At 71.7% G+C, this 25688-nt stretch carries 24 protein-coding genes; 15 read left to right on the top strand and 9 right to left on the bottom strand.

Going from position 1 to position 25688, the window contains the following annotated elements:
• Positions 1-222 precede the first annotated feature (222 nt).
• A complete protein-coding gene (locus ACZ6TD_RS24075) occupies positions 223-2298 on the top strand; it encodes a PhoX family protein (protein WP_471357434.1) in 2076 nt (691 codons plus the stop codon).
• Between the two features lie 10 nt (positions 2299-2308).
• On the opposite strand, the gene ligD is transcribed toward ACZ6TD_RS24075, so the two are convergent.
• Complete coding sequence (ligD, locus tag ACZ6TD_RS24070) at positions 2309-3256, bottom strand: non-homologous end-joining DNA ligase (protein WP_471357431.1); 948 nt, start codon at positions 3254-3256, stop codon at positions 2309-2311.
• A 168-nt stretch (positions 3257-3424) separates the two neighbouring features.
• Here ligD and ACZ6TD_RS24065 point away from each other — a divergent pair, with 168 nt between their 5' ends.
• Positions 3425-4462 (top strand): LysR family transcriptional regulator, encoded by a 1038-nt coding sequence (locus ACZ6TD_RS24065; RefSeq protein ID WP_471357994.1) that lies wholly within the window; start codon positions 3425-3427, stop codon positions 4460-4462.
• 15 nt (positions 4463-4477) lie between these two features.
• Here the strand turns inward: ACZ6TD_RS24065 and ACZ6TD_RS24060 are convergent, their stop codons facing one another.
• Positions 4478-5542 (bottom strand): endonuclease/exonuclease/phosphatase family protein, encoded by a 1065-nt coding sequence (locus tag ACZ6TD_RS24060; RefSeq protein WP_471357428.1) that lies wholly within the window; start codon positions 5540-5542, stop codon positions 4478-4480.
• A 158-nt stretch (positions 5543-5700) separates the two neighbouring features.
• Between ACZ6TD_RS24060 and ACZ6TD_RS24055 the strand changes: the two genes are divergently transcribed.
• Complete coding sequence (locus ACZ6TD_RS24055; RefSeq protein WP_471357424.1) at positions 5701-6924, top strand: alginate lyase family protein; 1224 nt, start codon at positions 5701-5703, stop codon at positions 6922-6924.
• Between the two features lie 130 nt (positions 6925-7054).
• Here the strand turns inward: ACZ6TD_RS24055 and ACZ6TD_RS24050 are convergent, their stop codons facing one another.
• Together ACZ6TD_RS24050 and ACZ6TD_RS24045 are read right to left on the bottom strand one after the other, a co-directional pair.
• Entirely contained in the window at positions 7055-8593 is a 1539-nt protein-coding gene (locus ACZ6TD_RS24050; RefSeq protein ID WP_471357420.1) for an ATP-dependent DNA ligase, read from the bottom strand.
• Positions 8594-8641: 48 nt separating this feature from the next.
• Positions 8642-9127: a DUF7144 family membrane protein gene (locus ACZ6TD_RS24045; RefSeq protein WP_471357417.1), complete on the bottom strand. Its 486-nt coding sequence runs from the start codon at positions 9125-9127 to the stop codon at positions 8642-8644.
• A gap of 198 nt (positions 9128-9325) precedes the next feature.
• On the opposite strand from ACZ6TD_RS24045, the gene ACZ6TD_RS24040 reads away from it, so the two are divergent.
• The 9 genes from ACZ6TD_RS24040 (at position 9326) to ACZ6TD_RS24000 (ending at position 19153) form a co-directional block, all read left to right on the top strand.
• Entirely contained in the window at positions 9326-9505 is a 180-nt protein-coding gene (locus tag ACZ6TD_RS24040) for a hypothetical protein (protein WP_471357414.1), read from the top strand.
• Between the two features lie 47 nt (positions 9506-9552).
• Entirely contained in the window at positions 9553-12147 is a 2595-nt protein-coding gene (locus tag ACZ6TD_RS24035) for a SpoIIE family protein phosphatase (protein WP_471357991.1), read from the top strand.
• 248 nt (positions 12148-12395) lie between these two features.
• Entirely contained in the window at positions 12396-14009 is a 1614-nt protein-coding gene (locus ACZ6TD_RS24030) for a sensor histidine kinase (RefSeq protein ID WP_471357411.1), read from the top strand.
• 14 nt (positions 14010-14023) lie between these two features.
• On the top strand, positions 14024-14452 hold the full coding sequence (locus tag ACZ6TD_RS24025) for a roadblock/LC7 domain-containing protein (protein ID WP_020869870.1): 429 nt from the start codon (positions 14024-14026) through the stop codon (positions 14450-14452).
• Positions 14449-14808 carry a DUF742 domain-containing protein gene (locus ACZ6TD_RS24020; protein ID WP_020869869.1) on the top strand — a complete coding sequence of 120 codons (360 nt, stop codon included), beginning with the start codon at positions 14449-14451 and terminating at the stop codon, positions 14806-14808. The genes ACZ6TD_RS24025 and ACZ6TD_RS24020 overlap by 4 nt, the downstream gene beginning before the upstream one ends.
• Positions 14789-15433, top strand: a complete 645-nt coding sequence (locus ACZ6TD_RS24015; protein WP_471357408.1) for a GTP-binding protein — start codon at positions 14789-14791, stop codon at positions 15431-15433. Before ACZ6TD_RS24020 ends, ACZ6TD_RS24015 begins: the two co-directional genes overlap by 20 nt.
• Positions 15430-16728: a cytochrome P450 gene (locus tag ACZ6TD_RS24010; protein ID WP_471357405.1), complete on the top strand. Its 1299-nt coding sequence runs from the start codon at positions 15430-15432 to the stop codon at positions 16726-16728. The genes ACZ6TD_RS24015 and ACZ6TD_RS24010 overlap by 4 nt, the downstream gene beginning before the upstream one ends.
• Before the next feature lie 303 nt (positions 16729-17031).
• Positions 17032-18246 carry a helix-turn-helix domain-containing protein gene (locus ACZ6TD_RS24005; RefSeq protein WP_471357402.1) on the top strand — a complete coding sequence of 405 codons (1215 nt, stop codon included), beginning with the start codon at positions 17032-17034 and terminating at the stop codon, positions 18244-18246.
• A gap of 295 nt (positions 18247-18541) precedes the next feature.
• Complete coding sequence (locus ACZ6TD_RS24000) at positions 18542-19153, top strand: TetR-like C-terminal domain-containing protein (protein ID WP_471357398.1); 612 nt, start codon at positions 18542-18544, stop codon at positions 19151-19153.
• A 93-nt stretch (positions 19154-19246) separates the two neighbouring features.
• On the opposite strand, the gene ACZ6TD_RS23995 is transcribed toward ACZ6TD_RS24000, so the two are convergent.
• The 5 genes from ACZ6TD_RS23995 to ACZ6TD_RS23975 all read right to left on the bottom strand — a co-directional run bounded on the left by ACZ6TD_RS23995 (position 19247) and on the right by ACZ6TD_RS23975 (position 23922).
• A complete protein-coding gene (locus tag ACZ6TD_RS23995; protein WP_471357395.1) occupies positions 19247-19957 on the bottom strand; it encodes a DUF305 domain-containing protein in 711 nt (236 codons plus the stop codon).
• Complete coding sequence (locus tag ACZ6TD_RS23990) at positions 19954-20622, bottom strand: DUF3105 domain-containing protein (protein WP_471357391.1); 669 nt, start codon at positions 20620-20622, stop codon at positions 19954-19956. The genes ACZ6TD_RS23995 and ACZ6TD_RS23990 overlap by 4 nt, the downstream gene beginning before the upstream one ends.
• 87 nt (positions 20623-20709) lie before the next feature.
• Positions 20710-21123: a hypothetical protein gene (locus ACZ6TD_RS23985; protein ID WP_471357389.1), complete on the bottom strand. Its 414-nt coding sequence runs from the start codon at positions 21121-21123 to the stop codon at positions 20710-20712.
• 193 nt (positions 21124-21316) lie between these two features.
• A complete protein-coding gene (locus ACZ6TD_RS23980; RefSeq protein ID WP_471357387.1) occupies positions 21317-22417 on the bottom strand; it encodes a phenylacetate--CoA ligase family protein in 1101 nt (366 codons plus the stop codon).
• A 101-nt stretch (positions 22418-22518) separates the two neighbouring features.
• Positions 22519-23922: an aldehyde dehydrogenase family protein gene (locus ACZ6TD_RS23975; RefSeq protein WP_471357384.1), complete on the bottom strand. Its 1404-nt coding sequence runs from the start codon at positions 23920-23922 to the stop codon at positions 22519-22521.
• Positions 23923-24109: 187 nt separating this feature from the next.
• Between ACZ6TD_RS23975 and ACZ6TD_RS23970 the strand changes: the two genes are divergently transcribed.
• The 3 genes from ACZ6TD_RS23970 to ACZ6TD_RS23960 all read left to right on the top strand — a co-directional run bounded on the left by ACZ6TD_RS23970 (position 24110) and on the right by ACZ6TD_RS23960 (position 25660).
• Entirely contained in the window at positions 24110-24808 is a 699-nt protein-coding gene (locus ACZ6TD_RS23970) for a response regulator transcription factor (RefSeq protein ID WP_471357381.1), read from the top strand.
• A 157-nt stretch (positions 24809-24965) separates the two neighbouring features.
• The gene (locus ACZ6TD_RS23965; RefSeq protein WP_471357379.1) at positions 24966-25409 is read left to right on the top strand and encodes a hypothetical protein; all 444 of its coding nucleotides are present in this window, start codon (positions 24966-24968) and stop codon (positions 25407-25409) included.
• Positions 25406-25660 (top strand): hypothetical protein, encoded by a 255-nt coding sequence (locus ACZ6TD_RS23960; RefSeq protein ID WP_471357377.1) that lies wholly within the window; start codon positions 25406-25408, stop codon positions 25658-25660. Before ACZ6TD_RS23965 ends, ACZ6TD_RS23960 begins: the two co-directional genes overlap by 4 nt.
• Positions 25661-25688: the final 28 nt, after the last annotated feature.

The raw sequence follows: 25688 nt of genomic DNA, 5'->3' as shown, positions 1-25688 counted from the left end.
TGGTGCCGAAAGGCTAGCGGGCCGTTCGGCGGCCCTCTTCCGCCGATTCCGCTCGCGCTTCGTTCACCTCTGGTTCAGGCGTTCGTCGCCACCATGCGGTTCTACGCCCATAGCTTCGCCGCCAAAGGATCCCGACGTCATGTCGGCCCGGACCGCGTCGGCGTACTGCCCATGCGGGGCCCGGCGAAGCCCATATGTGAACACCCTTACGGAGGGGAAGACGTGCGCAACCTCCTGCCGCTCATCAGCTCACACCCGGGCGGTCGTTCCGCACTGACGTGCCGGTACCGCTGTGGCGACGCCTGCCTTCACGAGACGCCGAACACCAGCGACAACGCCTACGTGGGCGATGTCATCGCCGGTGCCGCCTCGCGCCGTGCCCTGCTGCGGGCCGGTGCCGTGGTGACCGTGGCGGCCGCGACCGGTGCGGTGGCGGTGGAGCGGGCGCCGCGGGCGTCCGCCGCGACGGGCGGCGCCGCCGCGGAGCGCGAGGCCGCCGCGAAGAGCAAGGCCGCCCGCGGCCTCCGCTTCGCGCCCGTCGCCCCCAACACCGAGGACACCGTGGTCGTCGCCGACGGCCACGACCAGAACGTGGTGATCCGCTGGGGCGACCCGATCCTGCGCGGCGCGCCCGCGTTCGACCCGGACCAGCAGAGCGCCAAGGCCCAGGCGGGCCAGTTCGGTTACAACAACGACTACATGGCGGTCCTGGACGTCCCCGGCGAGCGCGACCATCAGCTTCTCGTGGTCAACCACGAGTACACCGACGAGGTGCTGATGTTCTCGGGTTACGACCCCGAGAACCCCACCCGCGAGCAGGCCGAGATCGGCTGGGCCGCGCACGGCCTGTCCGTGGTCGTGACGGCCGAGGAGCGCGGTCTTGGCCGGCTCACCGCCCTGTCCCGCCACCGCCTCAACCGCCGTATCACCGCGACCACGCCGTTCGAGGTCACCGGCCCGGCGGCGGGCAGCGAGCTGCTGCGCACCTCCGCCGACCCGACCGGCAAGCGCGTCCTCGGCACGCTGAACAACTGCGGCGGCGGCATCACGCCGTGGGGCACGGTGCTCTCCGGCGAGGAGAACTTCAACCAGTACTTCGCCAATGGCGGTTCGGTCACCGACCCGGCCACCGCGGCCCGCCTCAAGCGGTACGGCATCACCGGCGCAGCCTCCGAGCGCAAGTGGGAACGGTTCGACGACCGTTTCGACGTGTCCAAGGAGCCGAACGAGACCAACCGCTTCGGCTGGGTGATCGAGATCGACCCGTTCGACCCCGACTCCACCCCGCGCAAGCTCACCGCGCTGGGCCGCTTCAAGCACGAAGCCGCCGAGCCCCGGCTGACCACCGACGGCCGTCCGGTCCTGTACATGGGCGATGACGAGAAGTTCGACTACTTCTACAAGTTCGTCTCCGCCAAGCGGATGATGAAGGGCAACAGCCGCACCGCCCGCGAGCACAACCGCACGCTGCTGGACGAGGGCACGCTGTACGTCGCCAAGTTCACCGGTGACAGCCCGTCCGCCGAGATCGACGGCTCCGGAAAGCTGCCCGAGGACGGCGAGTTCGACGGCGCCGGTGAGTGGATCCCGCTGGCCTGCGGCGACCGCTCCTTCGTGGAGGGCATGACCGCCGAGGAGGTGTACGTCTTCACCCGTATCGCAGCCGACAAGGCGGGCGCGACGAAGATGGACCGCCCCGAGGACGTCGAGCCCAGCCCGCGCACCGGCCGGGTCTACATCGCGCTGACCAACAACACCGACCGCGGCAAGGCGGGCAAGGCCCCGGCCGACGAGGCCAACCCGCGCAACGGCAACAAGCACGGCCAGATCCTGGAGCTGACCGAGCGCTGGAACAACGCGGGCTCCACCCGCTTCAACTGGCGGCTGTTCCTGGTCTGCGGCGACCCCGAGGACCCGAGCACCTACTTCGGCGGCTTCCCCAAGGACCAGGTCAGCCCGATCTCCTGCCCGGACAACATCACTTTCGACGCCTACGGCAACCTGTGGATCTCCACCGACGGCAACGCGCTCGGCAACCACGACGGGCTGTTCGGAGTGGCCACGGCGGGCAGCCGCCGCGGTGAGGTCAAGCAGTTCCTGACCGTGCCGAACGGCGCCGAGACCTGCGGGCCGATCGTGCAGGACCGGCGGGTGCTGGTGGCCGTGCAGCACCCGGGCGAGATCGACGGCGCGAGCGTGGAGAAGCCCGCGTCCACCTGGCCCGACGGACCGGGCAGGCTGACCCGGCCGTCCGTGATCAGCGTCTGGCGGCGCGACGGCGGCGACATCGGCGCCTGACCCGCTCCGGCTAGTCCGCGCCGCCCTCCGCGAGCCGCCTCAGCCGCTCGCGGGGCCCGCGCAGCGAACGGCCCCTGGTGTCCGTACGGGCCCAGGGGTCGTCCGCGAGCCGCTCGCCGACCGTCCGCAGGGTCCAGCGGTCGGCCCGCAGCTCCGGGTCGTCCAGCTCCCGCGCGTCGATGGGCGTGGCCACGGGCGCTCCGGGCCGGGCACGCACCCCGTACGGGGTGACGGCGGTCTGGGCGTAGCCGTTGCGCTGGGTGTCCAGGTAGAGCCGGCCGCGCCGCTTGGCCTTGCGCGGCTCGGTGGTGAGCCGGTCCGGGTGGCGGGCGGCCAGCAGATCGGCGGCGTCGCGGGCGAAGGCTCGCACGGTGTCGAAGTCGGCGCGGCGGTCCAGCGGGACGATGACATGCAGTCCGCGCGAGCCGGTGGTCATCAGCAGCCCCGGCAGCCCGAGCTCGCCGAGCAGCCCGCAGCAGCGGCGGGCCGTCCAGCGCACCTCCTCGAAACCGGACTCCTCCGACGCCGACGAGGGCGGATCGAGGTCGAAGACCAGCCGGTCGGGGTGGTCGGGCCGGTCGGCCCGGGAGAGCCAGCGGTGCGGGGTGACGCACGCCTGGTCGGCGAGGTAGAGGAGGGTCGCGGTGTCGTCGCAGACCACATGGGTGACCTCACCGCCCTCCTTGGGGAGCACGGCGCGCCGCACCCAGTCCGGAAAGTAGTCGGGGGCGTTCTTCTGCATCAGCGGCTTGCCGCCGATTCCGTCCGGATGGCGTTCCATCATCAAAGGGCGGCCGCGCAACTGCGGAATGATGCGCCGGGAGACCGAGCGGTAGTACTCGACGAGGTCCCACTTCGTGATCCCGTCGTCGGGGAAGAGCTCTTTTTCCGGCCGACTGACTCGTACGGTGTGGCTCCCGGTCCTGACGTTCCGCGCATCGGTCCGCTTCTCGCTCATATCGGACTCGGGTAACCACATGGATCGCTGACTAAACTCTGGAGTCAGGAAAACGGGAGAAGTTGAAAAGCGGGGGAAATCATGGTGAGACCAGGTTCGCTCGGGCCGCCGACGACGGATCGGCGCGGCCGCTGGGCGCAGAGCCCGCTCGCGCTGATGGACACCACGATGGACCAGTTGCGCACCCTGATCATGGTTCATGAGGCCGGTACGGCGCTGGGCGCCGCACGGATTCTGGGCCGCGAACAGTCCAGTGTGCAAAAGCAGATCGACACCATGAACCGGAACTTTCGCGAGCTTTGCGGCGAACCCCTCGTACTCAAGCAGGGGCGGGGCAAGGACGTGCTGTTCACCGGCACCGGAGAAGCCCTGGTCGAATTGGCGCGCGGAACTCTCGGCGACTGGCTGGACGGCATCCATGAGTCACGGCGCCGCCTGGGAAAAACGCTGATGGTGGGCACCACCCGATTTACCCTCAGCTATCTCGCGGGTGCCGGGGAACGGGTGGCCGATGACTTCCGGCAGCGCGGTATCGAGCTGAAGGTCGGCCATGTGCGCACCCGGGACGTGCTGGCCAAGCTGCGCGCCAAGGATGTGGACCTGGTGTGCGGCTCGGTGGTGACCAGGCCGGACGGCGACGACGAGCTCGCCGCCTTCGATGTGATGGAGTGGCGCCGCAGCGGGGTCTCGCTGCTGACCAACCTCTCCGAGGCCGAGCTGCCCGGCCCCACCGCGCCGACGAGCGCGCTGCGCACCCTGCCGCTGGTGGTCTCGGCGAGCGGGCTGATGGCCGGGGTGCTGCACACCTGGTTCGGCGGCGACTACCGCGGCAAGCTGCGCATCGCGGCCGAGATCGACACCGTCAACTACGGTTTCGAGCTGCTGCGCTCCGGGCTGCTGCGCGGCTGCATGCTGGTCACCAAGGGGGTCGCGGACGCGGCGGGCGATCCGCGGGTGGTGTACGGACGCGGGCTGCGCGCCGTCGAGCTGGTCAATGACACCGGGCCCCGGCTGGAGGTGCTGCTGGGCGCGTTCACCCGGCGCGGGGAGCGCGCGTCCTACGACCCGGCCCATCCGCTCAATCTGCTCTGGGACGCGCTCGCGCGGGAGAACGCGCGCTGGCAGCGGGAGCAGCGCTGGCCCACGGCGGGTCTGGAGCCCGATCCGTTCGAGCTGGCCAACTCCTACGACCCGAGCGAGAGCTGACCCCCGAAGAGCCGCTCAGCTCCGCGATCCGTACAGGTCCAGCTCCACCAGCAGCGCCCGGTGGTCGGTGTGCGGCAGATCCAGGAAGCGGGCCGTGCGCGGCCTCAGGCCCCGGCTGACCAGGACGTGGTCGATCTGCGCTCCCAGAGCCGGGGTGGTGGCGCTCGGCCAGCTCGGCGTGCGGGACACCCCGGTGGCCCGTGCGCTGTCCCGCAGCCCGGTGTCCAGGACGGCCCGGAAGGCGGCGTGGTCCTGGGTGGCGTTGAAGTCGCCCGCGATCAGGGTGGGTTCCCCGGCCCGCCCGGCGGCGTAGGCCCGCAGTCGTCCCAGCTCGGTCCGCCAGAGGTCCACCCCGCCCGGCACCGGCGGCATGGGATGCGCGACCTGTATCCGCAGCCGCTGCCCCGCGACCCGGACGACCGCCCCCGGCATCCGCAGCGTTCCGCGCACCCCCTCCGCCCGGGTCAGCGGGTGGCGGCTGAGGATCGCCGAGCCCGCGGCGGCGCTGTCGCCGAGGGCGACGCTCCGGTACGGGTAGGCCCCGCGGACGGCGGCCGAGTCCAGCGCCGCGGCGCACCGCGTGTCGCACTCCTGCACCGCCACCAGATCCGGCCGCTCCCGGCGCAGCGCGCTCAGCAGCCCCTCCCTGGCCTGGCCGAACTCGAGGTTCGCGGTCATCACCCGCAGCCGGGCGAGGACCGGTCCGCGCGGCTCGGGCGGGGAGCCGCCGTCGTACGGCTGGATGAACCACCCGGTGGCCGCCGCTGCCGCCAGCGCCCAGCCGCACCCCAGCGGCCAGCGCGCGGCCGTGCTCAGCAGCAGTCCGAGTGCCGCCGGGACCAGCAGCCAGGGCAGGAAGGCCAGTAGCTGCGGTATGGGGGTGATGCCGTCGGTGTCCGCGGCCCGGCACAGCACCACCACGCTGACCACGGCCAGGGGCGGCACCGCGCACCAGGCCGCCCACCGCCGGGCCCGTCCGCCGGGGAGCCGTAGCAGCCGGCCGACGGGGCCCCGGGCGCCGCGCGGTGCCGGTGGGCGGCCGGGGCCTGCGGCTTGCTCCTCCGCGACTGTCGTCTCCACGCTGGGCCTCTCGATCGGGGCGGGGCGCACATTCTCTCCTACGCACGGAAGGTCTAGACCTTGACGTGTTCATGAGCTAACTTCCCGGAACACCACAGGAGTTCATGTCGGCATCCGTTGTTCACACATACGAACCCACCGTCAGGAGAGCCGCCCCCATGCGCACCAGAGCCCTGCGTGTCGCCCTCGCCACAGCGCTGGCCGCGCTGTTCGCGGGCATCCTCAGCGGCCCGGCCACGGCCGGGCAGACCCAGCGGTCCAGCACCACCAAAGCAGCGCCCGCCACGCCCAAGGCCGCCTTCACCCACCCCGGCGTCCTGGTCAGCCGTGCCCAGCTCGACTTCGTCCGCTCCAAGGTGAACGCCGGCGCCCAGCCCTGGAAGGGCGCGTACGACGCGATGCTGGCGAGCCCGTACGCCTCGCTGTCACGCACCCCCAAGCCCCGCGCGGTCGTCGAATGCGGTCCGTACTCCGACCCCAACATCGGCTGCACCGATGAGCGCCAGGACGCGCTCGCCGCCTACTCCCTCTCGCTGGCCTGGTACATCACCCGCGACAGCCGCTACGCCGAGAAGGCGATCCAGATCATGGACGCCTGGTCGACCACCATCAAGGACCACACCAACAGCAACGCCCCGCTCCAGACCGGCTGGGCCGGATCCTCCTGGCCCCGGGCGGCCGAGATCATCCGCTACAGCTACGACGGCTGGTCCGCCGCCTCGATCGACCGCTTCTCGACCATGCTGCGCACCGTCTACCTCCCGAAGGTCATCGGCGGCTCGAACTCCAACGGCAACTGGGAGCTGGTGATGATGGAGGCCGCCACCGGCATCTCCGTCTTCCTGGACGACCGGACCAGCTACGACAAGGCGATCGCGAAGTTCCGCGGCCGCGTCCCCGCGTATGTCTACCTGGAGTCCGACGGCTCCCTGCCCAGGACCGCGCCCGGCAGCGGCCTTGACACCCGCGACAAGATCATCAAGTACTGGCAGGGCCAGTCGACCTTCGTCACCGGGCTCACCCAGGAGACCTGCCGCGACTTCACCCACACCGGTTACGGCATCGCCTCCATCGCGCACGTCGCCGAGACCAGCCGCATCCAGGGCCAGGACCTCTACCCCGAGGTGGGCGAGCGGCTGCGGCAGGCGCTGGGCTTCCAGTCGAAGTACGAGCTGGGCGAGGCCCCGCCGTCCTGGCTGTGCGGCGGCAGCGTCAAGCGCGGCCTCGGCCCGATCACCGAGGTCGGCTACAACGCCCTGCACAACCGGCTCGGCATCGCCATGGCCAACACCCAGAAGCTCACCGAGCGGCAGCGCCCGGCGGGCACCAACAGCCTCTTCCTGGGCTGGGAGACCCTGACCCACGGGGACAACCCGTCCTGAGCCCAGCCTGCTCCCGGACCGGCCACGCGCCGTCCCCGGACTGTCCCCGGGCCGACTCCGTACCGACCCCGGGCCTCCCGTGGCCCGGGGTCCCGGGGGCTCTCGGGGCGTGGGCCCCGAGGGCCCGCGGTCATCCGCCGCGCAGCGCCAGCACCGTCTCGACCGTGTCCGCCTGATCCGCCGGTTTGTCCTCCCGGTAGCGCAGCACCCGCGCGAACCGCAGCGTGACGCCCGCCGGATAGCGGGACGAGCGCTGGAGCCCGTCGAAGGCCACCTCCACCACCAGCTCCGGCCGCACCCGCACCACCCAGCCGTCGTCGCTGACCGCGATCCCCAGCAGCGCCTCCGTCTGCCACTCCAGCATCACGTCGGTGAGCCCCTTGAAGGTCTTGCCCAGCATCACGTACGTGCCGTCCGGCGCCCGCGCGCCCAGGTGGAGGTTGGACAGCTTGCCGGTGCGGCGGCCGTGCCCCCACTCCGCCGCCAGCACCACCAGGTCCAGCGTGTGCACCGGCTTGACCTTCAGCCAGGACGCCCCGCGCCGGCCCGCGCCGTACGGCGCCTCAAGACCCTTGACCAGCACCCCCTCATGCCCCCGGGCCAGCACGTCCGCGGCGAACTCCCGTGCCGTCCGCCGGGTTTCCGGATCCGCCGGGTCGTCGGCCACCAGCCGCCGCACCCGCCGGGGCCCGGGGGCGATCCGGGCCAGTTCGGCATGGCGCTCGCGGGTCGGGAGGTCGAGCAGATCGCGGTCGTCCACCACGAGCAGATCGAAGAAGACGGGGGACAGCGGCAGTGCGGCCGACGCCCCGGCCACATCGAGCCGCGAGCCGACCCGGCCGGAGGTCTCCTGGAACGGCCGGGGCCGCCCCTCCGCGTCCAGCAGGATCACCTCGCCGTCGAGGATCGCCCGGTCCACCGCCAGCTCCCGGGCCGCCCTGACCACCTCCGGCAGCCGCTCGGTGATCTCATCGAGGGTGCGGGTGTAGATCCGTACCTCCTCGCCGTCCCGGTGCACCTGCACCCGGATCCCGTCCAGCTTCTCCTCGACCGCGCACGGCCCCAGCCGGTCCATGGCCTCGTCGAGGTCCTTGGCGCTCTGCGCGAGCATCGGCAGCACCGGCCGCCCCACCTCGAGCCGGAAGTCGGCCAGCGCCTCCGGGCCGCGCGCCAGCAGCGCCTCGGCCACCGCGCCCAGCGACCCGCCGAGCATCACCGCCCGCCGCACCTCGGCGGCCGGTGCGCCGACCGCCTCGGCGAGCCCCTCCACGGCCAGCCCCTCCAGCGCCCCCTGCCGCAGCTCCCCGCCGATCAGGCCGAGCAGAAAGCCCTGCTCCTCCTTGGTCGCGGCGGACAGCAGCTCGCCCACCAGCCGCTTGCGGGTCGCCGTCGCACCGGTGCCGGAGACCGCCGCGACCCGGCTCAGGGCCTCGTCCACATCGAGCACCGCGAGTGTCGGCTCGGCGGCGGGTTCCCGCCGGTGGCGCAGGGTGGACCAGCCCACTCCGGTGCGGCGCTGGGGCAGCTTGCCCGCGAGGTAGGTGATCACCACGGCCGCCTCGGCCGGTTCCGTACGCCGGAACAGCCGGGCCAGCGCGGCGATCTTCTCGGAGCGGGCGGAGGTGGCCGCGACCTGGCGGGAGGTCAGCGCGACATCAGCCAGCAGCATGGCTCCAGCCTGCCCCGCGCCCCGCCGGGAAACCAGGCATCGCGTCCCTCAGGCGGTGCGTCCCGCATCGGGGCGTCCCGCTTCGGGGCGTCCCGTCTCCGTCCGCCCCGCGCCGCCACGGCTCGGCCCGGCGCACAGCGCCCAGATCACGAGGGCGTCGATGATGAGCAGCACCGTGGCCCAAAGCGGGTAGTACGGCAGCCACAGGAAGTTGGCGATGAGCGCGAGACCGGCCAGCACCACGCCCGTGACACGGGCCCACATCGCACCGGTGAACACCGCGAACCCGGCGATCACCACGGCGATCCCGAGGGCCAGGTGGACCCAGCCCCATCCGGCGAGGTCGTACTGGAAGATATAGCTCTGCGTGACCAGGAAGACCCGGTCGGTCCGGATGGCCGAGATGCCCTGGGCCAGGTTCATCAGACCACCGAAGATCATCATGACCCCTCCGAAGACGAGCCATCCGCTCACCGCCCGGTGCACATGGCCGGGAGCGGCCCCTGTCTGAACTCCACCGGCGTGACTGGCCATGTCGGGCTCCTTCGTCCGGCGCGATCGGCGCCGCCACGGCACCGATTCGCGGCAATAAGGGTGAATTACCCTTTTCTCAGATTTGCATAGACCCCCGTCGTCGGCACCTCGCCCACCGTGGGCCCGCCATGAACCCACCGTCAGCTCGCTCCGGGTTCGCCAACGGAACGGAAAGTCGCGCATCATACGCGGAAAGTGATGGTCGCCGGGCCGCCGGAAGCGGAGATTCGCCTTCCAAGAATTCCCGGTGTAGATGTATGTGTATGGCCCGGTATATGGGTCGATCGTGGGCTGCCCGCACATTCCCCGGTCGGCGCCCACGGAGTCGGCGGCAGGAGCGCCCGGAGGTGGCGGGCCGGCGCTTTCGATCGTGGCTGAACGTTCGCAGCGTCGCCGGCCAGGTCTTCATCCTCCAGCTCGTGATCGTGCTACTGCTCGGAGCGGCGGCGACCGTCGCCCTGGTGCTGCAGGTGCGTCACGACGCCACCGAGGAGGCCCGCAGCCGGTCCGTCGCGGTCGCCGAGTCCTTCGCCAACTCCCCGGGTATCGTCCGGGCCCTGCACAGCCCCAACCCCACCAAGGTGCTCCAGCCGAAGGCCGAGGCCGTCAGGAAGAAGTCCGGGCTCGACTTCGTCGTGGTGACGACCGACAAGGGCATCCGGCTCACCCATCCCAAGCTCAACCGGATCGGCAAGCACTACGTCGGCAACATCGAGCCGGCGCTGCACGGGCACACCACCACCGATACCGGCCCCGGCACACTGGGCGAGGCGATGGACGCGGTGGCGCCCATCTTCGACAGCCACCACAAGGTCGTCGGCGCGGTCGGCGCGGGGATCACGATCAAGAAGGTGAGCGGGCTCGCCAACCGCCAGCTCCCGCTCCTCGTCGGCGCCGTCTCCACCTCACTCGTCCTCGCCACCGGCGGCACCGCGCTGGTGAGCAAGCGGCTGCGGCGGCAGACCCGTGGCCTGGACCCGGTCGAGATGACGCGGATGTACGAGCACCACGACGCGGTGCTGCACTCGGTGCGCGAGGGCGTGCTGATCCTCGGCGACGACGGGCGGCTGGTGCTCGCCAACGACGAGGCGTCCCGCCTGCTCGATCTGCCGTCGCGGCCGGAGGGGCGGCTGGTCGACGACCTGGGCCTGGAGCCCCATGTCGCCGACGTCCTGGCCTCCGGACGCGATGTCACCGACGAGGTGCTGGTGGCCGGCGACCGGCTGCTGGCCATCAACAACCGGCTGACCGACCGGGCCGGGGGGCCGCCCGGCAGCGTCGCCACCCTGCGCGACTCCACCGAACTGCGCGCCCTCTCCGGCCGCGCCGAAGTGGCCCAGAAGCGGCTCAAGCTGCTGTACGACGCGAGCGTGGAGATCGGCACCACGCTCGATGTGGGCCGTACCGCCGAGGAGCTGGCGCAGGTGGCGGTGGACCGCTTCGCCGACTTCGTCACGGTCGACCTGGCGGAGCCCGTGGCGCGCGGCGATGAGCCGCTGGCGGTCGGCGGTGTCGAGATGCGCCGGTCGGCGGTCCACGGCATCCGGCCCGATCACCCCTTCTATCCGGTCGGCCGGGTGTTCGCGTTCGTCCCCTCCTCACCCCAGGCGTTCGGGCTGAGCGGGGGCGAGCCGGTCGTGGAGTCCGACCTCTCCGAGGCCACCGGCTGGCAGGCCCAGGATCCCGAGCAGACCGCCGAGGTCATCGAATACGGCGTCCGGTCGCTGGCCACCGTGCCGCTGCGGGCCCGGGGCGTCCTCCTGGGCGTGGTCAACTTCTGGCGGATGAAGCAGCGCGAGCCCTTCGAGCAGGAAGAGGTGTCCCTCGCCGAGGAGCTCGCCTCGCACGCCGCGGTCTGCATCGACAACGCCCGCCGCTACACCCGCGAGCACACCATGGCGGTGACCCTCCAGCACAGCCTGCTGCCCCGCGCCCTGCCCAGCCAGAGCGCCCTGGACGTGGCCTTCCGCTATCTGCCGGCGGAGTCGGGGGTCGGGGGCGACTGGTTCGACGTGATCCCGTTGCCCGGGGCGCGGGTGGCGCTGGTGGTGGGGGACGTGGTGGGTCATGGTCTGCACGCGGCGGCGACGATGGGGCGGCTGCGGACGGCGGTGCACAACTTCTCCACGCTCGACCTCCCGCCCGATGAGATCCTCTCCCACCTCGACGATCTGATCGCCCGGATCGACCAGGACGAGGGCCCTGGTGGGCCGGACGGCGACGGCAGCGGTGGCGGTGGTGGCGGTGAGGGGATCACGGGGGCGACGTGTCTGTACGCGATCTACGATCCGGTGACGCGGCGTTGCACGATGGCGCGGGCCGGTCATCCGCCGCCCGCGCTGGTGCGTCCGGACGGCTCGGTGGAGTTCCTGGAGCTGCCCGCGGGGCCGCCGCTGGGCCTGGGCGGGCTGCCGTTCGAGACCGCCGAGGCGGAGCTCGCCGAGGGCAGCCATCTCGTCCTCTATACGGACGGGCTCATCGAGGACCGCCGCCGGGAGATCGACACCGGTCTGGAGATGCTGCGCCGCGCCCTGTCCCACCCCGGCCGTACGCCCGACGAGATCTGCACCGAGGTGCTGGACGCGCTGCTGCCCAGCAACCCGAGCGATGACATCGCCCTGATCGCCGCCCGTACCCAGGTGGTGGGCGCCGACCGGGTGGCCTCCTGGGCGGTGCCGTCCGACCCCGCCGCGGTGTCCGGGGTGCGCGCCGAGGTCATGCGGAAGCTGGCGGAGTGGGGTCTGGACGAAGCCGCGTTCACCGCCGAGCTGGTGCTCAGCGAGCTGATCACCAACGCCATCCGGTACGCCACCGGCCCGATTCGGGTGCAGGTCCTCCGCGACCGCGCGCTGATCTGCGAGGTTTCCGACACCAGCAGCACCTCCCCGCATCTGCGGTACGCGGCGACGACGGACGAGGGCGGCCGGGGGCTCTTCCTGGTCGCCCAGTTCGCCGACCGCTGGGGCACCCGCTACACCGCGGACGGCAAGGTCATCTGGGCCGAGCTGGCGATTCCGTAGCGCCGACCTGGGCCGAGCCGGCGATTCCGTTGCGTCGCCGGGCGGGCCGACGACGGCGGCGTCAATGGCAGCGTCATATGCGTCCGGAACTTGACGCTTCTCGGCGCCTCGATTTGACGGACCGTCATGATCCATGTGTTGAGAGGGCCCGGTCAAACTGACGTGACTCTACTAACATGTGGCGCCCACGGCTTGATGTCCGCGTGGTCCAGCCAAAAACCCTCAACGCGCCCATGAGGACCTGATAGATGTCAGCACACATATCCAGCCATCCGTACAAAGGGCCCTCGGTGACGCGCGGGGCCCTGACCGTCCCCCTCCTGGCAGTCGTCGTCGCCGCCGGAGCGGGACTGTGGGTGACCACCGCGGTGCCATCCGCCCAGCGCGCCTTCGTCGCCGTCTTCTGCGGAGCCGCCGCCGTGCTGCTGGGGGTGGCGCTCGCGGTCGCCGCCAACCGTTCGCGGACCATCGGCCGTCTCCAGGAGCGGGTCACCGCTCTGGAGACCGCGGCCGCCGCGCAGGAGATCGAGGCCACCCGGCTCGCCGAGGAAACGATTCCTTCCGCAGTGCGGCAACTGCGCGAGGGCGGTTCGGTGGAAACCGTGATCAACCGCATGGAGCGCCCCACCAGCCGGGCCCATCAGTACCTGCTGCGGACCCTGCTGCGCGAGATCGGCGACGGTGAGCGGATGCGCGCCTCCGCGATGGCCGCGTGCGCCAACGCCGCGGGCCGCGTCCAGGCGCTGGCCACCAGCATGCTGGCCGACCTCCGGGAGATGGAGAACCGCCACGACGAGACCGTCCTCGGCGATCTGCTGAAGCTGGACCACACCACCGCCCAGGCGGGCCGGATCGCGGACAGCATCGCGGTGCTGACCGGTGCCCGCTCCGGGCGCCGCTGGACCAAGCCGATCGTCATGGAGTCCGTGCTGCGCGGCGCGATCGGCCGGATCAGCGCCTACCAGCGGGTGCGGGTCCACTCGACCAGCAACGCCGCGGTGGCCGGTTACGCGGCCGAGGGCGTCATGCACGCGCTCGCCGAGCTGATGGACAACGCGGCCAGCTTCTCGCCTCCCACCGAGGAGGTGCACGTGTACGTCGAGGAGACGCACGCGGGCGTCGTGGTGACCGTCGAGGACGGTGGCCTGGTGATGGGTCCGGCCGCCCTGGACCGCGCCCAGAAGGCCGTCTCCTCCGAGAGCCTGGACCTGATGAGCCTGTCCGGCACCCGGCTGGGCCTGGCGGTCGTCGGCTGTCTGGCCCGCAAGCACGGGCTCACCGTCTCCTTCCGGCCGTCCGCGCGGGGCGGCACCGGTGTCGTCGTCCTGATCCCGCAGCAGTTGGTCACGCACATCAACCAGGACGCCGTCGTCCTCGACGCGCCGGGCACCGTCCGCACCGGGATCCCCCGGCAGACGTCGGCCGCGTCCACCACCGCGAGCGCGTCCACCGCCACGAGCGCGTCCACCGCCACGGTCGCGCCCGCACCGACGGCGCCCGCACCGACGGCGTCCGCCCCGGCCGCCTCCCCGGCCACGTCGCCGGAGACCGCCCCGTCCCCCTCGCCGGAGCCCTCCGAGGAGCCCTCGCGGGTCAACGGACTGCCCAAGCGGCGCCGTGGCGAGACGCTGGCCGCCGCCACCCGCGCGGCCGCCCAGGCGGCCGGGACGGAACCCAAGCCCAAGACCAGCCGTCCACGACCCGAGGAAGCCGGAGCCCGCTTCGGCGCCTTCCGCCAGGCGGCCCGCGGTACTTCCGCCGCCGGTGCACCGTGTGACACCGAGCCTTCGGTATCCGCAGATCACACCGAGACCGCCGAGCCTGCCGAGTCCACCGAGCCTGCCGAGAACGACAAGCCGTGACAGAAGGAACGCCGATGAACACCACCGACCGCAGCTTGGACTGGCTGTTGGAGAACCTGCTGGAGAAGACTCCGGGGTCGCGCCACGCCCTGGTGCTGTCGCGGGACGGGCTCAAGCTGTGCCTCTCCTCCGGGTTGTCCGTGGACCAGGCCGATCAGCTGGCGGCCATCGCGTCGGGCATCCAGAGCCTCGCCCATGGCGCGTCCATCGAGTTCGGCGACGGCAGCGGCGGCGTACGGCAGTCGATGACGGAGTTCCACGGGGGAATTCTGTTCATCGTCGAGGCCGGCGAAGGCGCCCATCTCGCCGTAGTGGCCCATGACGACGCCGATGTCGGCATCATCGGCCACAACATGAACGAGTTGGTCGAGCAGATCGGCGACCACCTGCGGGCTGCTCCGCGGGTGGAAGCGGGCGGCAGTGGCGGCGGGGCGAAGGCATGATCCGAGGGCCGCTGGACAAGGAGGGGCCGGACCGGCTGTACACCGTCACCGGCGGCCGCAGCCGGGCGGACGAGAGCCGGTTCGACATGGTCACGCTGATCGTCAGCGAAAGCGATCCCACCCCCGGCATGCAGTCCGAGCACGTCAAGATCCTGCGGATGTGCCGCCGCCCCCTGTCGGTCGTGGAGATCTCCTCGTATCTGGAACTGCCCGTCAGCGTGGTCAAGATCCTGCTGTGCGATCTGCTGGACACCGGCCGGATCACCGCGCGCCATCCGCATGCGGCCCGCCCCGGCGGCCGGCTGCCCGGGCCCGAAACCCTGAAGAAGGTGCTCGTTGCACTCCAGAATCTCTGAGACCACCGTGAGCACCGCGCTTCCCGGCGGCGCCGGGCACGCCCCGCTGCGGGAGAGCGCGAGCGACGGTCTGAAGATCGTGATCGTCGGCGGGTTCGGCGTCGGCAAGACGACGATGGTGCAGTCCGTCAGCGAGATCCGCCCGCTCAGCACCGAGGAGACGATGACGCAGGCGGGCATCGGCATCGACGACGCCTCGTTCGTGCGGAACAAGACCACCACCACGGTGGCCTTCGACTTCGGCCGGATCAGCCTGGACGAGCAGATGGTGCTCTACCTGTTCGGCGCCCCGGGCCAGGAGCGGTTCTGGTTCCTGTGGGACCGGCTGTTCTCCGGGACGCTGGGCGCGGTCGTCCTGGTGGACACCAACCGGCTCTCCGACTCCTGGTACGCGCTGGACCGGCTGGAGCACCACGGCACCCCGTTCATCGTGGCCCGCAACAACTTCACCGAGCCGCAGCACACGCTGGAGGAGGTGCGGGAGGCACTCGACCTCCCGCCCGAGGTGCCGATGATCGAATGCGACGCCCGCAAGCGCGACTCCAGCAAGGCCGTACTGGTCGCGCTCGCCCGCTACCTCTACTCCCTGTCCACCAACGGCTCCGCCGGGGAGACCACCGCGTGACCACCCCTGACCCCACGTCCCCGCTGGATGACCTGCCCGGGGCCGCGCCCCAGCCCGTCTTCCCGTCGGCCCCCGCGCCGCCCGACGGGGTGGTGCCCCCCGGGTCGGTGCCGCTGGACTACCAGCGGTTCCGGGACGAACCGATGGAGCTCTACCGCGAGCTGCGCCGGGACCACGGCCCGGTCGTGCCCGTCCTGCTGGACGGCAAGATCCCGGTCTGGACGGTGCTCGGCTACCGCGAGGTGGTCCGGGTCACCACCGATCCCAATCTGTTCGCGCGTGACTCCCGCCGCTGGCACTCCTGGCATCTGGTGCCGCCCGACTGGGAGTTGACGACCTTCGTCGGCTACCGCCCGACCATGCTGTTCAGCGAGGGCGCCGACCACCAGCGGCGGTCCGAGGCGATCTGCGACGGCCTGGCGTCGGTGGACCAGTTCGAGCTGCGCGCGGAGTGCGAGCGCGTCGCCGACCGGCTGATCGACACCTTCGCGGGCAGCGGCCGGGCCGATCTGGTGGCCGAGTACGCCAGCCTGATCCCGCTGCGGGTGGTGACCCGGCTCTACGGCCTGGACGCCACCGAATCCGCCGCCGTCCAGGACGATTCGCTCCACCTCACCGGGAACGACGCCCCCATCGCGCTGCAGAACATGCAGACCCGGATGGAGGCGCTGATCAAGCGCGTCCGGGAGAGCCCCGACCAGGTCAACGTCGCCGCCCGTCTGGTGTCCCACCCCGCCGGGCTCACCGATGACGAGATCGTCAACGATCTGCTCGGCTCCATCTACGCCGTCCAGCAGCCCACCAGCGACCTGATCGGCAACGCCCTCCGGCTGATGCTGACGGACGAACGGTTCGCCATCACCCTCTCCGGCGGCCGCCGAAGCGTCGGCCAGGCGCTCAACGAGGTGCTGTGGGAGGACACCCCGGTCCCGTTCTGGATCGGCCGCTGGGCCGCCGAGGACACCATGCTCGGCGGACGCCGCATCCGAAAGGGCGACTGCCTGATGCTGGGCCTCGCCGCGGCCAACGCCGACCCCGACGTCCGCCCGGACTTCCACTCCGGCGCCGACGGCAACCAGGCCCATATGGCCTTCAGCCACGGCAAACACGGCTGCCCCCCGGCCGCCCGCGAAATCGCCGAGGTCATCGCCACCGCCGCCATCGAGGTCCTCCTCGACCGCCTCCCGGACGTCACCCTCTCCGTCCCCGCGGACGACCTCGAATGGCGCGTCACCCTGATGATGCGCGGCATGGCCGCCCTCCCCGTCCAATTCACCCCGGCCCACCTGCACTGACCCTTCGTCCCCCGGAGGCGCGTCACGCACCGCCGGGGGACACGTCTTAACTCGCCTCTCACTTCGCGAATTCACCGTCGATGGCATGGACGCGGTCCTGGCCGTCCACGGCAGCGTGGGGCCTGGCGGGACTCCATCGTCTATGGAGTGCTCCGCGAGGATTGGGAGCACGGACAGGGCAATCGCCGGCAGCCGCGATCCGGGCCACCGGGGGCAAGGTTCTTCCCCCGAGGTGTGCGCCAGGGCGTAGCGTGGAAGCCACATCCGCCTGATACCTGATGGTGAGTGGGGGGACCAGGGGCCATGGGCTGTGAGGACGAGCAGGGGCTCGGGGAGCGGATCGCTCGGTTCCGGGTCCGGCGCAAGCTCACCCAGGAGCGGCTCGCCGAACGGGCGGAGTTGTCCGTGGACGTGGTGCGCAAGCTGGAACAGGGGCAGCGGCAGACGGCGCGGCTCTCGACGATCAACGCCCTCGCCCGCGCGCTCGATGTGGAACCGTCCGTATTGATCGGTCAGCCGACCACCTTCGAGGCTCGTCAGGAGGGCGACTCGCCGTCCGTGCTCGCGCTGCGGCAGGCCGTCTCCCCGCTGACCGAACTCCTCGGTGAGGACACCGATCCCGAGGCGCCGCCCACCGTCGGGGCCCTGCGCGCCGCGTTACGGTCCACCGAACGCGTCCGGCGCGAGGGGCGGATGGCCGAGATCGGCGTCCTGCTGCCCCAGCTCATCCGGGACGCCAGGACGGCGGCACACGCCCACAGCGGCGCCGACGCCGCCGCGGCCCACGCGGTGCTCGCCGAGGCGTATCAGGTGGCGGCCACCACGCTGGCCGCACTGGGCAAGGAGGATGCCGGGTTCACGGCGTTGGAGCGCTCCATGGAGGCCGCCCGGCGGTCGGACGATCCACACCTCGAGACCATGGGCGTCTCCACGTTGTCGTGGATCCTCACCAAGCAGGGGCGGCTGGAGGACGCCGAGCGCGTCGCCCTGACCGCCGCAGAGCGGATCGAGCCCGGATTCCGGTCCCGGCCCATCGAACTGTCCCTGTGGGGAATCCTGCTGCTGCGTGCCGCGACCGCGGCCGTGCGACGCGGCAAGCACGACGCCGTGGACGAACTGCTCAACATGGCGACGGCCGCCGCCTCCCGTATCGGCGAGGACCGCCTCGACTACGCCACACCGTTCGGCCCGACCAATGTCGGTGTCGCCAAGGTCAACTTCCTGGTGGAGATGGAGCGCGGCGCGAAGGCGCTGACCGCGGCCCGTGCCGTCCCCGAACTCCATCGGCTTCCGCCGACATGGCGGGCCCGGTTCCATGTCGACCGTGCCCTGGCCTGCGTCGACCTCGGCAAGGACGACAGCGCCATTCGCGCCCTCCTGGCCGCGGAGGGCGATGCGGCGGAGTGGATGCGCTACCACGGAACGGCCCGGCGGGTAGTGGCCGAACTACGCGGCCGCGAGCGCCGCCGTACCTCTCCGGTGACCGAACTGGCCGACCGGCTCAACCTGGACGGCTAGGACGCGACGTCCCACTCGCGCATCGAAGTGGTACGTACGGTGACCTCACCCGACCGCCCCGCCCTGAAGACCATGAGGAAGAAGAGAAGCGTGCTGGACCTTCCTTCCCCTCGTGAGGAAGGTCCGGCAAACTCTGCGCCATGTTGGCCTAATGCGCCGTCGCGCGCATTAAGTAACGGGTGTCACACTAGCGAGGGGTGTGTACGCCGTGCAATGGGTTACCGGGCGTTCGGCGCCCCGATGTCGTGAAGATCTGGTGCTCACGAGGGTGGAGGGGCCGTAGAGTCGGCGCGTCATGACAGAGCGACCACCGCATGGGTCGGCTCGCCCCGGGGGGCGTACGGCCCGGACTCGGGCCGCCGTGTTGGCGGCCGCGTACGAGGAGCTCGACCGCGACTCGTTCGCCGCGCTCACCCTCGATCGGCTCGCGCGGCGGTCGGGGGTGCATGTGTCGACCATCCGGCGGCGCTGGCGCACGGTGGAGGGGGTGGTCGTCGATCTGCTGGCCGAGCGCAGTTCGGCGCTGCCCACCCCGGACACCGGTGACTTCCATCGGGATCTGATGGAACTCACCCAGGCCATCGCGGACTTCAACAACGCGCTGCGCAACCGCAACGTCATGCAGGGGCTGATCGCGGCCGCCGCGCATGACACCGGGGTCGAGGAGATCCTCCGTAACGCGTTCGTACGGCGGACCGAGGAGGTGACCCTGATCGTGCGGAACGCGGTGGAGCGGGGGGACATCCCCGAGGACACCGACGCGTGGGAGGTCATCGCCTCGCTGGGGGCGCCGCTTTACTACCGGGTGCTCATCCTGCGCGGGTCCATCGACGAGCGGCTGGTGCACACCGCCGTCGAGACGACGTATCAGGCGGCCCGGTCGGGTGTGTTCGTGCGGCAGGGGTGATGGCGCCCCGCGGCCCCGTGGGGCAGACCCGGTGGGGCAGGCCCCGTGGGGCCGGACCCCCGAGGGGCGAGGGGCGCCATCGGTGGGGCGGCGTCAGGAGGACGCGCCGCGTGCCTTGAGCATGTCGGCCATCAGCTGGATCTCCGACTGCTGGCCCTGGACCATCGTCCGGGCCAGGTGCTTCTCGGTCGAGTTCTTGACCAGCTCGACCGCGCCCTTCGCCATCTCGACGCCGCCCTTGTGATGGGCGGTCATCAGCTTCAGGAAGAGCACCTCGGCCGCCTTGCCCTTGGCCTTGCGCAACTCGTCGAGCTGGCTGTTGGTGGCCATGCCCGGCATGAGCGAGCCGTCGTGCGGCTTGTACGGGGAGCGCATGCCCTTCATCGAGCCGTGGTCCATGCCCTCCATGCCGTCCGACGACATGTGCTTCATCCACGTCATCGGCGGGTCCTCGGACGTCTTGTCCAGCCCCCACATGTCCAGCCAGCCCTGGAGCATCCCGGCCTGGGTGGCCTGGGTGCTGGCGATGTCGAACGCCAGCCGCCGCACCTCGTCGTCGCCGGTGCGGTCGCGCACGATGAACGACATCTCCACCGCCTGCTGGTGGTGGACGGCCATGTCGCGGGCGAAACCGGCCTCGGCCGAGGTGTCCTTCGGCGTCCCCGTGTCGGTCGAGCCCTCCGAGCGGTCGCTCGTCAGCCACAGCACCGCCACCGCCACCAGCGTCAGCAGGGCGAGGGCGGCGGCGACCCCCGCCACCAGCGGCTGGCGGGAGGCGCGGCCGACGGCGGTCCCGTCGCTCACGAAGTCTTCCCGTTGGTGCAGTAGGCGCCGGGCTCGGGCGTCTGCTTGCCCTGGACGAACTTCTTGAAGAAGTCGGCCACCCGCGGGTCGGACGCCTTTTGGATGTCGAGCTGATTGCCCCAGGCGTTGAGGACGATCGGCGCGTCCTGCTCCTGGTAGGGGCTCATCAACGAGTACGGGGTCTTCTTGACCCGCGCCGAGAGGGTGGCGATGTCCTCCTTCGACGCCTTGTCGGTGTACGTCACCCACACCGCGCCGTGCTCCAGCGAGTGCACCGCGTTCTCCTTGGTCAGCGGCTTGGTGTAGACATCGCCGTTGCAGTTCTGCCAGACCTGGTTGTGGTTTCCGCCGACCGGCGGCGACATCGCGTACTTCACCGTGCCCTGGACATGCGTCCGGCCCAGGTTCTTCCAGGTCTTCATGCCCTTGAACTCACCGGTCTTCACGACCGAGGAGGTGACCTTGGCCGCCTTCTCCTCCTTCTTGTCGCTCGCGTCGACGAGGAAGTAGCCCCCGACGGCCAGTCCGGCGACGATCACCGTGACCGAGGTGATGGTGATGATCCGGTACCGGCGCTCGCGCGCCTTCTCGGCGCGGCGCAACTCCTCTATCTTCGCGCGGCGGTCGGCCGCCGTGCCCTTCGTCTTCGATCCCTTGGAGCCCATGGCTGTCCTCAACCTCGCAGTTCGCGCAGTTCGCGCAGTTCGCACACTGGATGGGTGGAGCGGTGCATCGCGGTGACCGGCGTCGGCCTAGGTCCGAAGTACTTGGAGTTGGTGGAGGCCGAGGGCGCGGACGGGGTGGTCCGGCGGCGCCCGGGCGGAGTCCGGGTCCCGGGGGCCGTCGGGCGGTGGAACCTCGGCGAGGGCGGGCGGGGGTACGGGCGTGGGCATCAGGGCCTGGACCACTCCCCGGGGGCCCGCGACGCAGTCGTCGCTTCCGGTGCCCGAGCCGGAGGTGTCGAACGGGCGGTGCCCCGGAGCCGGATACGCGACCGGCTCCTCGTACGGCTGGGCCGACGCGGTCTCCGCCAGGCGGTGCGGGCGGCACCCCGTCGACAGGGCGCTGTGGCCGGCGGCGGGCTGGGCGCACGAGGGCGCCATCCATATCGCCGCGGCGAGCAGCAGCACGGCACGGCAGAGCACGGAAGGCACGGTGCCGCGCACCGGGTCCCTCCGTATGTGGCCCCTCCGTATGCGGGCCTCTCCTCCGCCCTGCCCTCTGCCCATCGCGCCAGATCGTAACCACTGCGACTGTCGCGACTGAATGGGTCCATGGCGGAACGCGGCAAACGCCTGGTGGCGGCCCGGTGTCAGCCGCGCCGCCACCCCCGGCGTCCAGGTGTCTGTTAGTGGACGCCTAGTAGACGCCCTCGATCACGACCTCGTCGTCGAACATCGCCACCGGCCCCACATCGGCCACCGAGTCCCCGACCGCGCCCTCCGGCGGCGGGACGCGGATCGCCAGATCCCGCTCGAGGTTGTTCGGCAGCAGGGCGGACTTGCTGACGTGGTTCATCACCACCTGCCCGCGCTCGCCGTACGCCACCGGCGCCCCGCTCGCCGGGTCCACCACCGAGAAGGTGACGAACGGCGTACGCGGATCGAAGACACACGGCTCGTCCGGGCCGAGCCCCAGCCGCTCGGTGGCACCGCCGAGGATCATGGTGTTGCCGTAGGTGCCGTACAGCTCACAGCCGGGGAAGACCTCGGTGCGCAGCAGATCGCGGGTGTCGGCGTAAATATGGGCGCCGCCCCACATGATGCCCTTGACCTTCTCCCCGATCAGCTCGATGAGGTCGTCGTGCCGGGCCAGCCGCTCCAGCAGCGGCGGGGTGGTCATCAGCACCCCGATGTCCTGGGTGCGCAGGACGTACGCCGCCTGCTCCACCAGATGGTTCACATAGGCGTCGGTCTCCTCGGCCTTCCCGGCGGAGATCAGCTTCTTCACCCACCGCGGATCCATGTCGACGCGGAACATCAGCCCACCGTGCCGGGCGGCCGTGCCCGCGACCATCTCGCCGACCATATGGGGGCCGCTGGGGGCGATGGCGAGCCAGTCCACCCCGCGCGGGATGCCGAGCCCGTCGAGGTCGGTGCTCAGCCCGTGGGTGAGGCGGTCCAGCCAGTCGCGCAGGCACACGATCCGCTTGGGCGCGCCGGTGGTGCCGCCGCTTTCGAAGACCCCGACGATCCGGGCGTCGGCGCCGTAGCCCTGGGGGATCAGATCGCGCACCGGCACCTCGCGCAGCTCGCCGGTGACATTGGGGAAGAGCGCGAGATCGGCGACGCCCTTGACGTCCCGCCGCGGATCGAAGTCCAGCGCCTGCGCCTTCCGCAGCCAGAACGGGGAGCCGGTGTCCGGGCCGAAGTGCCACTCCATGGCGGCGCGGATGTACTCGTCGGGGTCGGGGCGCTCGTCGAAGGGGATGTCGAGCACCGAAAGGGAAGCTGTCGGCACGGGATGCTCCTCGCGGGTGGCGGCAGGTACGGATGGTGGATCAGGCGCGCTCGGCCGGATGGTGGTTCCGGCGCCCTCGGCCGGTGCTGGATCAGGCGCCCTCAGCCGCGGATGACGGCCTTCGTACGCATCAGGAACTCGCCGAGATACGCGTCGTGCGGGATGCCCGGCGCGATCCAGTGGGTGGGGTGGTCGCCGATGTAGAGGTTCTTGATGGACGGCTCGGCGAGCAGCCCGTCCAGCAGCGCCTCGTCCCCGGTGATCGCCGTGACCACCAGGCTGTCCCGGAGCGCGGCGACCCCCGCCTCCCGCGTCCAGGGGGCCACCCAGACACAGGGGAACGACAGCTCCACGCCCAGCCGCGCGTCCCGCGGATCGTCGAGTTGGAAGACGGCGGGGCGGAGGGCGGCGCTGCCGTCGCCGAGGTCGTCCACCACGCCGTCGCCGCCCAGCCAGGCCCGGGCGCCCGCGGCCTTGCCGAGCAGCAGGCGCTCGAAACCGCGCGCGACCTCCAGCGGATGGACCGGCAGCACCGCCTTCTCGTCCTGCGGGGGCAGGCTGGGCAGGGCGGCGAGCCGCTCCGCCAGCGCCTCGGCGACCGGCGCCGGATCACCCTCGACGAGCACGGCGGTGGCGTTGACGCACGCGGTGCCGCCGTGGCGGGCGATGGAGTCGACCACGACATCGAGGTGGTCGCGCCACTCCCGGTCGGCGGTGATCAGGATCTTGGAGCGGCCGGGCCCGTTGGGCAGGACGGCCGGGTCGGCGGCGTAGCGGTCGATGACCTCCTGGCCGCCGTAGACCATGGAGAGGTCCGCGCCGTGCAGGATCTCGCCCGCCGCGTCGTGGTCGGTGGGCAGCAGCACCACCTGATCCGTCCCGAACCCCGCCTCGCGCAGGGCGCTGACCAGCCGGTAGGGGGTGAGCGGCTCACGGCGGGAGGGGCGTACGGCCACCCGGTAGCCCAGCGCCAGCGCCTCCAGCCACAGGGCGTGCACGGCGGGGTGGTTGCCGGCGGCGTGCACCGCGAAGACATCGCCGCGCCGGATCCACACCGCGGTGCCGCTCCGGGCGTACGGATCGCGCCAATCGCCCACCGCCCCCACCGGGCGGGCCGCCTGGACGCTGCGGTACGCCTCGGTGGCGCTGAGCCGTATCGCCTCCACGGCGATCCGCACGTTGGCGAGCGGGGCGCCCGACACCCGGCACACCGCGCCCTGGTACGCCTCGGCCGACATCCCGGCCACGGTGCCGGTGGCGAACAGCTCCCCCGCCCGCTTCAGCGCGGCCAGCCGCTCCTCCAGCGGCAGGGTGTCGGCGGCGCGCAGCGCGGCCAGCGCCCGGGTGACGAACAGCCGGGGCACCAGGGAGAGTTCGGCCATCGGCGCGCCGGTGACATCGCTGACGGTGAGGCGGTGGCGGGAGCGGTAGCGCCCCTTGGGCCCCAGCGCGTCCAGGGCGTCCAGGGCATCCGAGGCATCCGGGGCGGTGGCGGGCTGGGACACGCTGGCTCCTTCGCGGGCGCGGGACACACCGGCTCCTGGGCGGGCGCGGCGGGAAAAGGGTGAACCAGGCCAATCCCACGGCGCGGACGGGACGGAGTCAATTGGCCCAAAGGCCATGTCCGGGCCCGTGGAGCGGGCCGGGCGCACGGCGGGGCACGTACCATGCCCGGCCGGAGGTGGTACGGACATGGCAGGCACGGGCAGCGGTCGCGTCCTGGTGACGGATGACGACGCGGCCATCCGGCGGTCCCTGGAGCGCGGGCTGCGGCTGGGCGGGTTCTCCGTGACCCTCGCGGACGGCGGCCACGCCGCGCTGGCCGCGGTGCGCGACGGGGCGCCCGATGTGGTGGTCCTGGACATCTCCATGCCCGACCTCAGCGGGATCGAGGTGTGCCGCAGCCTGCGCGCGGACGGCAATGACGTGCCCGTCCTGATGCTGTCGGCGCTCGACGAGGTGGCTGACCGGGTGGCCGGGCTCCAGGCCGGGGGCGACGACTATCTCGTCAAGCCCTTCGCGTTGCAGGAGCTGGTGCTGCGGCTGCGCGCCCTGCTGCGCCGCCGCCCGCCCGCCGCCACCGACCGGGTGCGGGCCGGGGCGCTGGAGATGGTGCCGGAGGCCCGGGAGGCGTGGCTGGACGGGGTGCCGCTGCGGCTGACCCGGCGCGAGTTCGAGCTGCTGGACGTGTTCGCCCGCAACGCCGGGATCGTGCTCACCCGCGATCAGCTACTGGATCGCGTCTGGGGCTATGACTTCGACGTCCGTACGGACGCCGTGGACACCTTCGTCAGCTATCTGCGCCGCAAGCTGGAGGCGGGCGGCCGCCCGCGGATGCTGCACACGGTGCGCGGGGTGGGGTTCGTCCTGCGGCCCGCCGAGGCGCCGTAGCCGGGGGCGGCGCCGGCGGTCCGGGACGGCCCGGCCGTTCCGGCGCTTCCGGCCCTTCCCTCCCACAGAGTTTCCACAAAGAAGGTTCCTAGGTTTCCCGGTCCGGGACGGCCCGGCCCCTCCCCGGCCGTCCGGCTCCGAGGGAAGGAAACGCACCATGCACCGTGGAAAGAGCGTCCTCGTGGCGTGTGCGGCCACCGCCGCCCTGCTCGGTCCGGTGGGCATCGCGGCGGCGGACGGCAGCGCCCCGGCCTCGGCCCCGGCCGCCTCCCCCAGCGCGAAGGCGCCGAAGGGAGCGGGGGACGGCTCCCGGGGGCTGTGCAAGCGCGCCAAGAAGATCGACAAGCGGCTGGACCGCGCGCTGAAGCGGCTGAGGGGCCCGGCGACCGTCCGTGGGTCCGTGGCCCGGCTGGCGAAGCGGGTCGAGCGGGCGAAGAAGGCGGACCACACCGAGGTGCAGACCTTCCTCAACCACAAGCTCACCTTCCGCAGGTCCCTCGTGCCGACGCTCGAGCAGCGGCAGAAGGACCTGTCGAAGGTCCGGACGTGGTGCGCCGCGCGCGGTGCGGGATCCGGCAGCGGTAGGGAATCGGCCCAGTGAAGCGCGGCCCCTGGGCCGTGGCGGCCACGGCGCTGCTCTGCGCCGCGCTGGTCACCGGCTGCGGCGGCGGCAACGGCGGTTCGGACGGTTCGGACGGCTCGGACGGCGCGAACGGCTCATCGGGGACGTCCGCCCCGTCGGCCACCGCACCGGCTCCGTCCGCCTCCGAGCTGGACGAGCTGAACAAGCTGGTGCACGACGCGGAGTCGGCGGCGAACAGGGCGGATTCCGACGCGGCGAACGACAACTGAGGTGACGGGTCCCGGCGCGCGGCCCCGC

This window comes from Streptomyces yongxingensis (assembly GCF_055597465.1).
The sequence above is the reverse complement of the archived record's forward strand: the minus strand, read 5'-3'. Positions and strand labels throughout refer to the sequence as shown.

What these genes read in the sequence shown, in the direction of transcription:
- ACZ6TD_RS24045 (WP_471357417.1), bottom strand. Translation starts at nt 9,127, where the DNA reads ATGGCCAGTCACGCCGGTGGAGTTCAGACAGGGGCCGCTCCCGGCCAT.
- ACZ6TD_RS24025 (WP_020869870.1), top strand. Translation starts at nt 14,024, where the DNA reads ATGAACACCACCGACCGCAGCTTGGACTGGCTGTTGGAGAACCTGCTG.
- ACZ6TD_RS24050 (WP_471357420.1), bottom strand. Translation starts at nt 8,593, where the DNA reads ATGCTGCTGGCTGATGTCGCGCTGACCTCCCGCCAGGTCGCGGCCACC.
- ACZ6TD_RS24055 (WP_471357424.1), top strand. Translation starts at nt 5,701, where the DNA reads ATGCGCACCAGAGCCCTGCGTGTCGCCCTCGCCACAGCGCTGGCCGCG.
- ACZ6TD_RS24065 (WP_471357994.1), top strand. Translation starts at nt 3,425, where the DNA reads ATGGACCAGTTGCGCACCCTGATCATGGTTCATGAGGCCGGTACGGCG.
- ACZ6TD_RS23965 (WP_471357379.1), top strand. Translation starts at nt 24,966, where the DNA reads ATGCACCGTGGAAAGAGCGTCCTCGTGGCGTGTGCGGCCACCGCCGCC.
- ACZ6TD_RS23990 (WP_471357391.1), bottom strand. Translation starts at nt 20,622, where the DNA reads ATGGGCTCCAAGGGATCGAAGACGAAGGGCACGGCGGCCGACCGCCGC.
- ACZ6TD_RS24040 (WP_471357414.1), top strand. Translation starts at nt 9,326, where the DNA reads ATGGTCGCCGGGCCGCCGGAAGCGGAGATTCGCCTTCCAAGAATTCCC.
- ACZ6TD_RS23970 (WP_471357381.1), top strand. Translation starts at nt 24,110, where the DNA reads ATGGCAGGCACGGGCAGCGGTCGCGTCCTGGTGACGGATGACGACGCG.
- ACZ6TD_RS24005 (WP_471357402.1), top strand. Translation starts at nt 17,032, where the DNA reads ATGGGCTGTGAGGACGAGCAGGGGCTCGGGGAGCGGATCGCTCGGTTC.
- ligD (WP_471357431.1), bottom strand. Translation starts at nt 3,256, where the DNA reads ATGAGCGAGAAGCGGACCGATGCGCGGAACGTCAGGACCGGGAGCCAC.
- ACZ6TD_RS24000 (WP_471357398.1), top strand. Translation starts at nt 18,542, where the DNA reads ATGACAGAGCGACCACCGCATGGGTCGGCTCGCCCCGGGGGGCGTACG.
- ACZ6TD_RS24030 (WP_471357411.1), top strand. Translation starts at nt 12,396, where the DNA reads ATGTCAGCACACATATCCAGCCATCCGTACAAAGGGCCCTCGGTGACG.
- ACZ6TD_RS24020 (WP_020869869.1), top strand. Translation starts at nt 14,449, where the DNA reads ATGATCCGAGGGCCGCTGGACAAGGAGGGGCCGGACCGGCTGTACACC.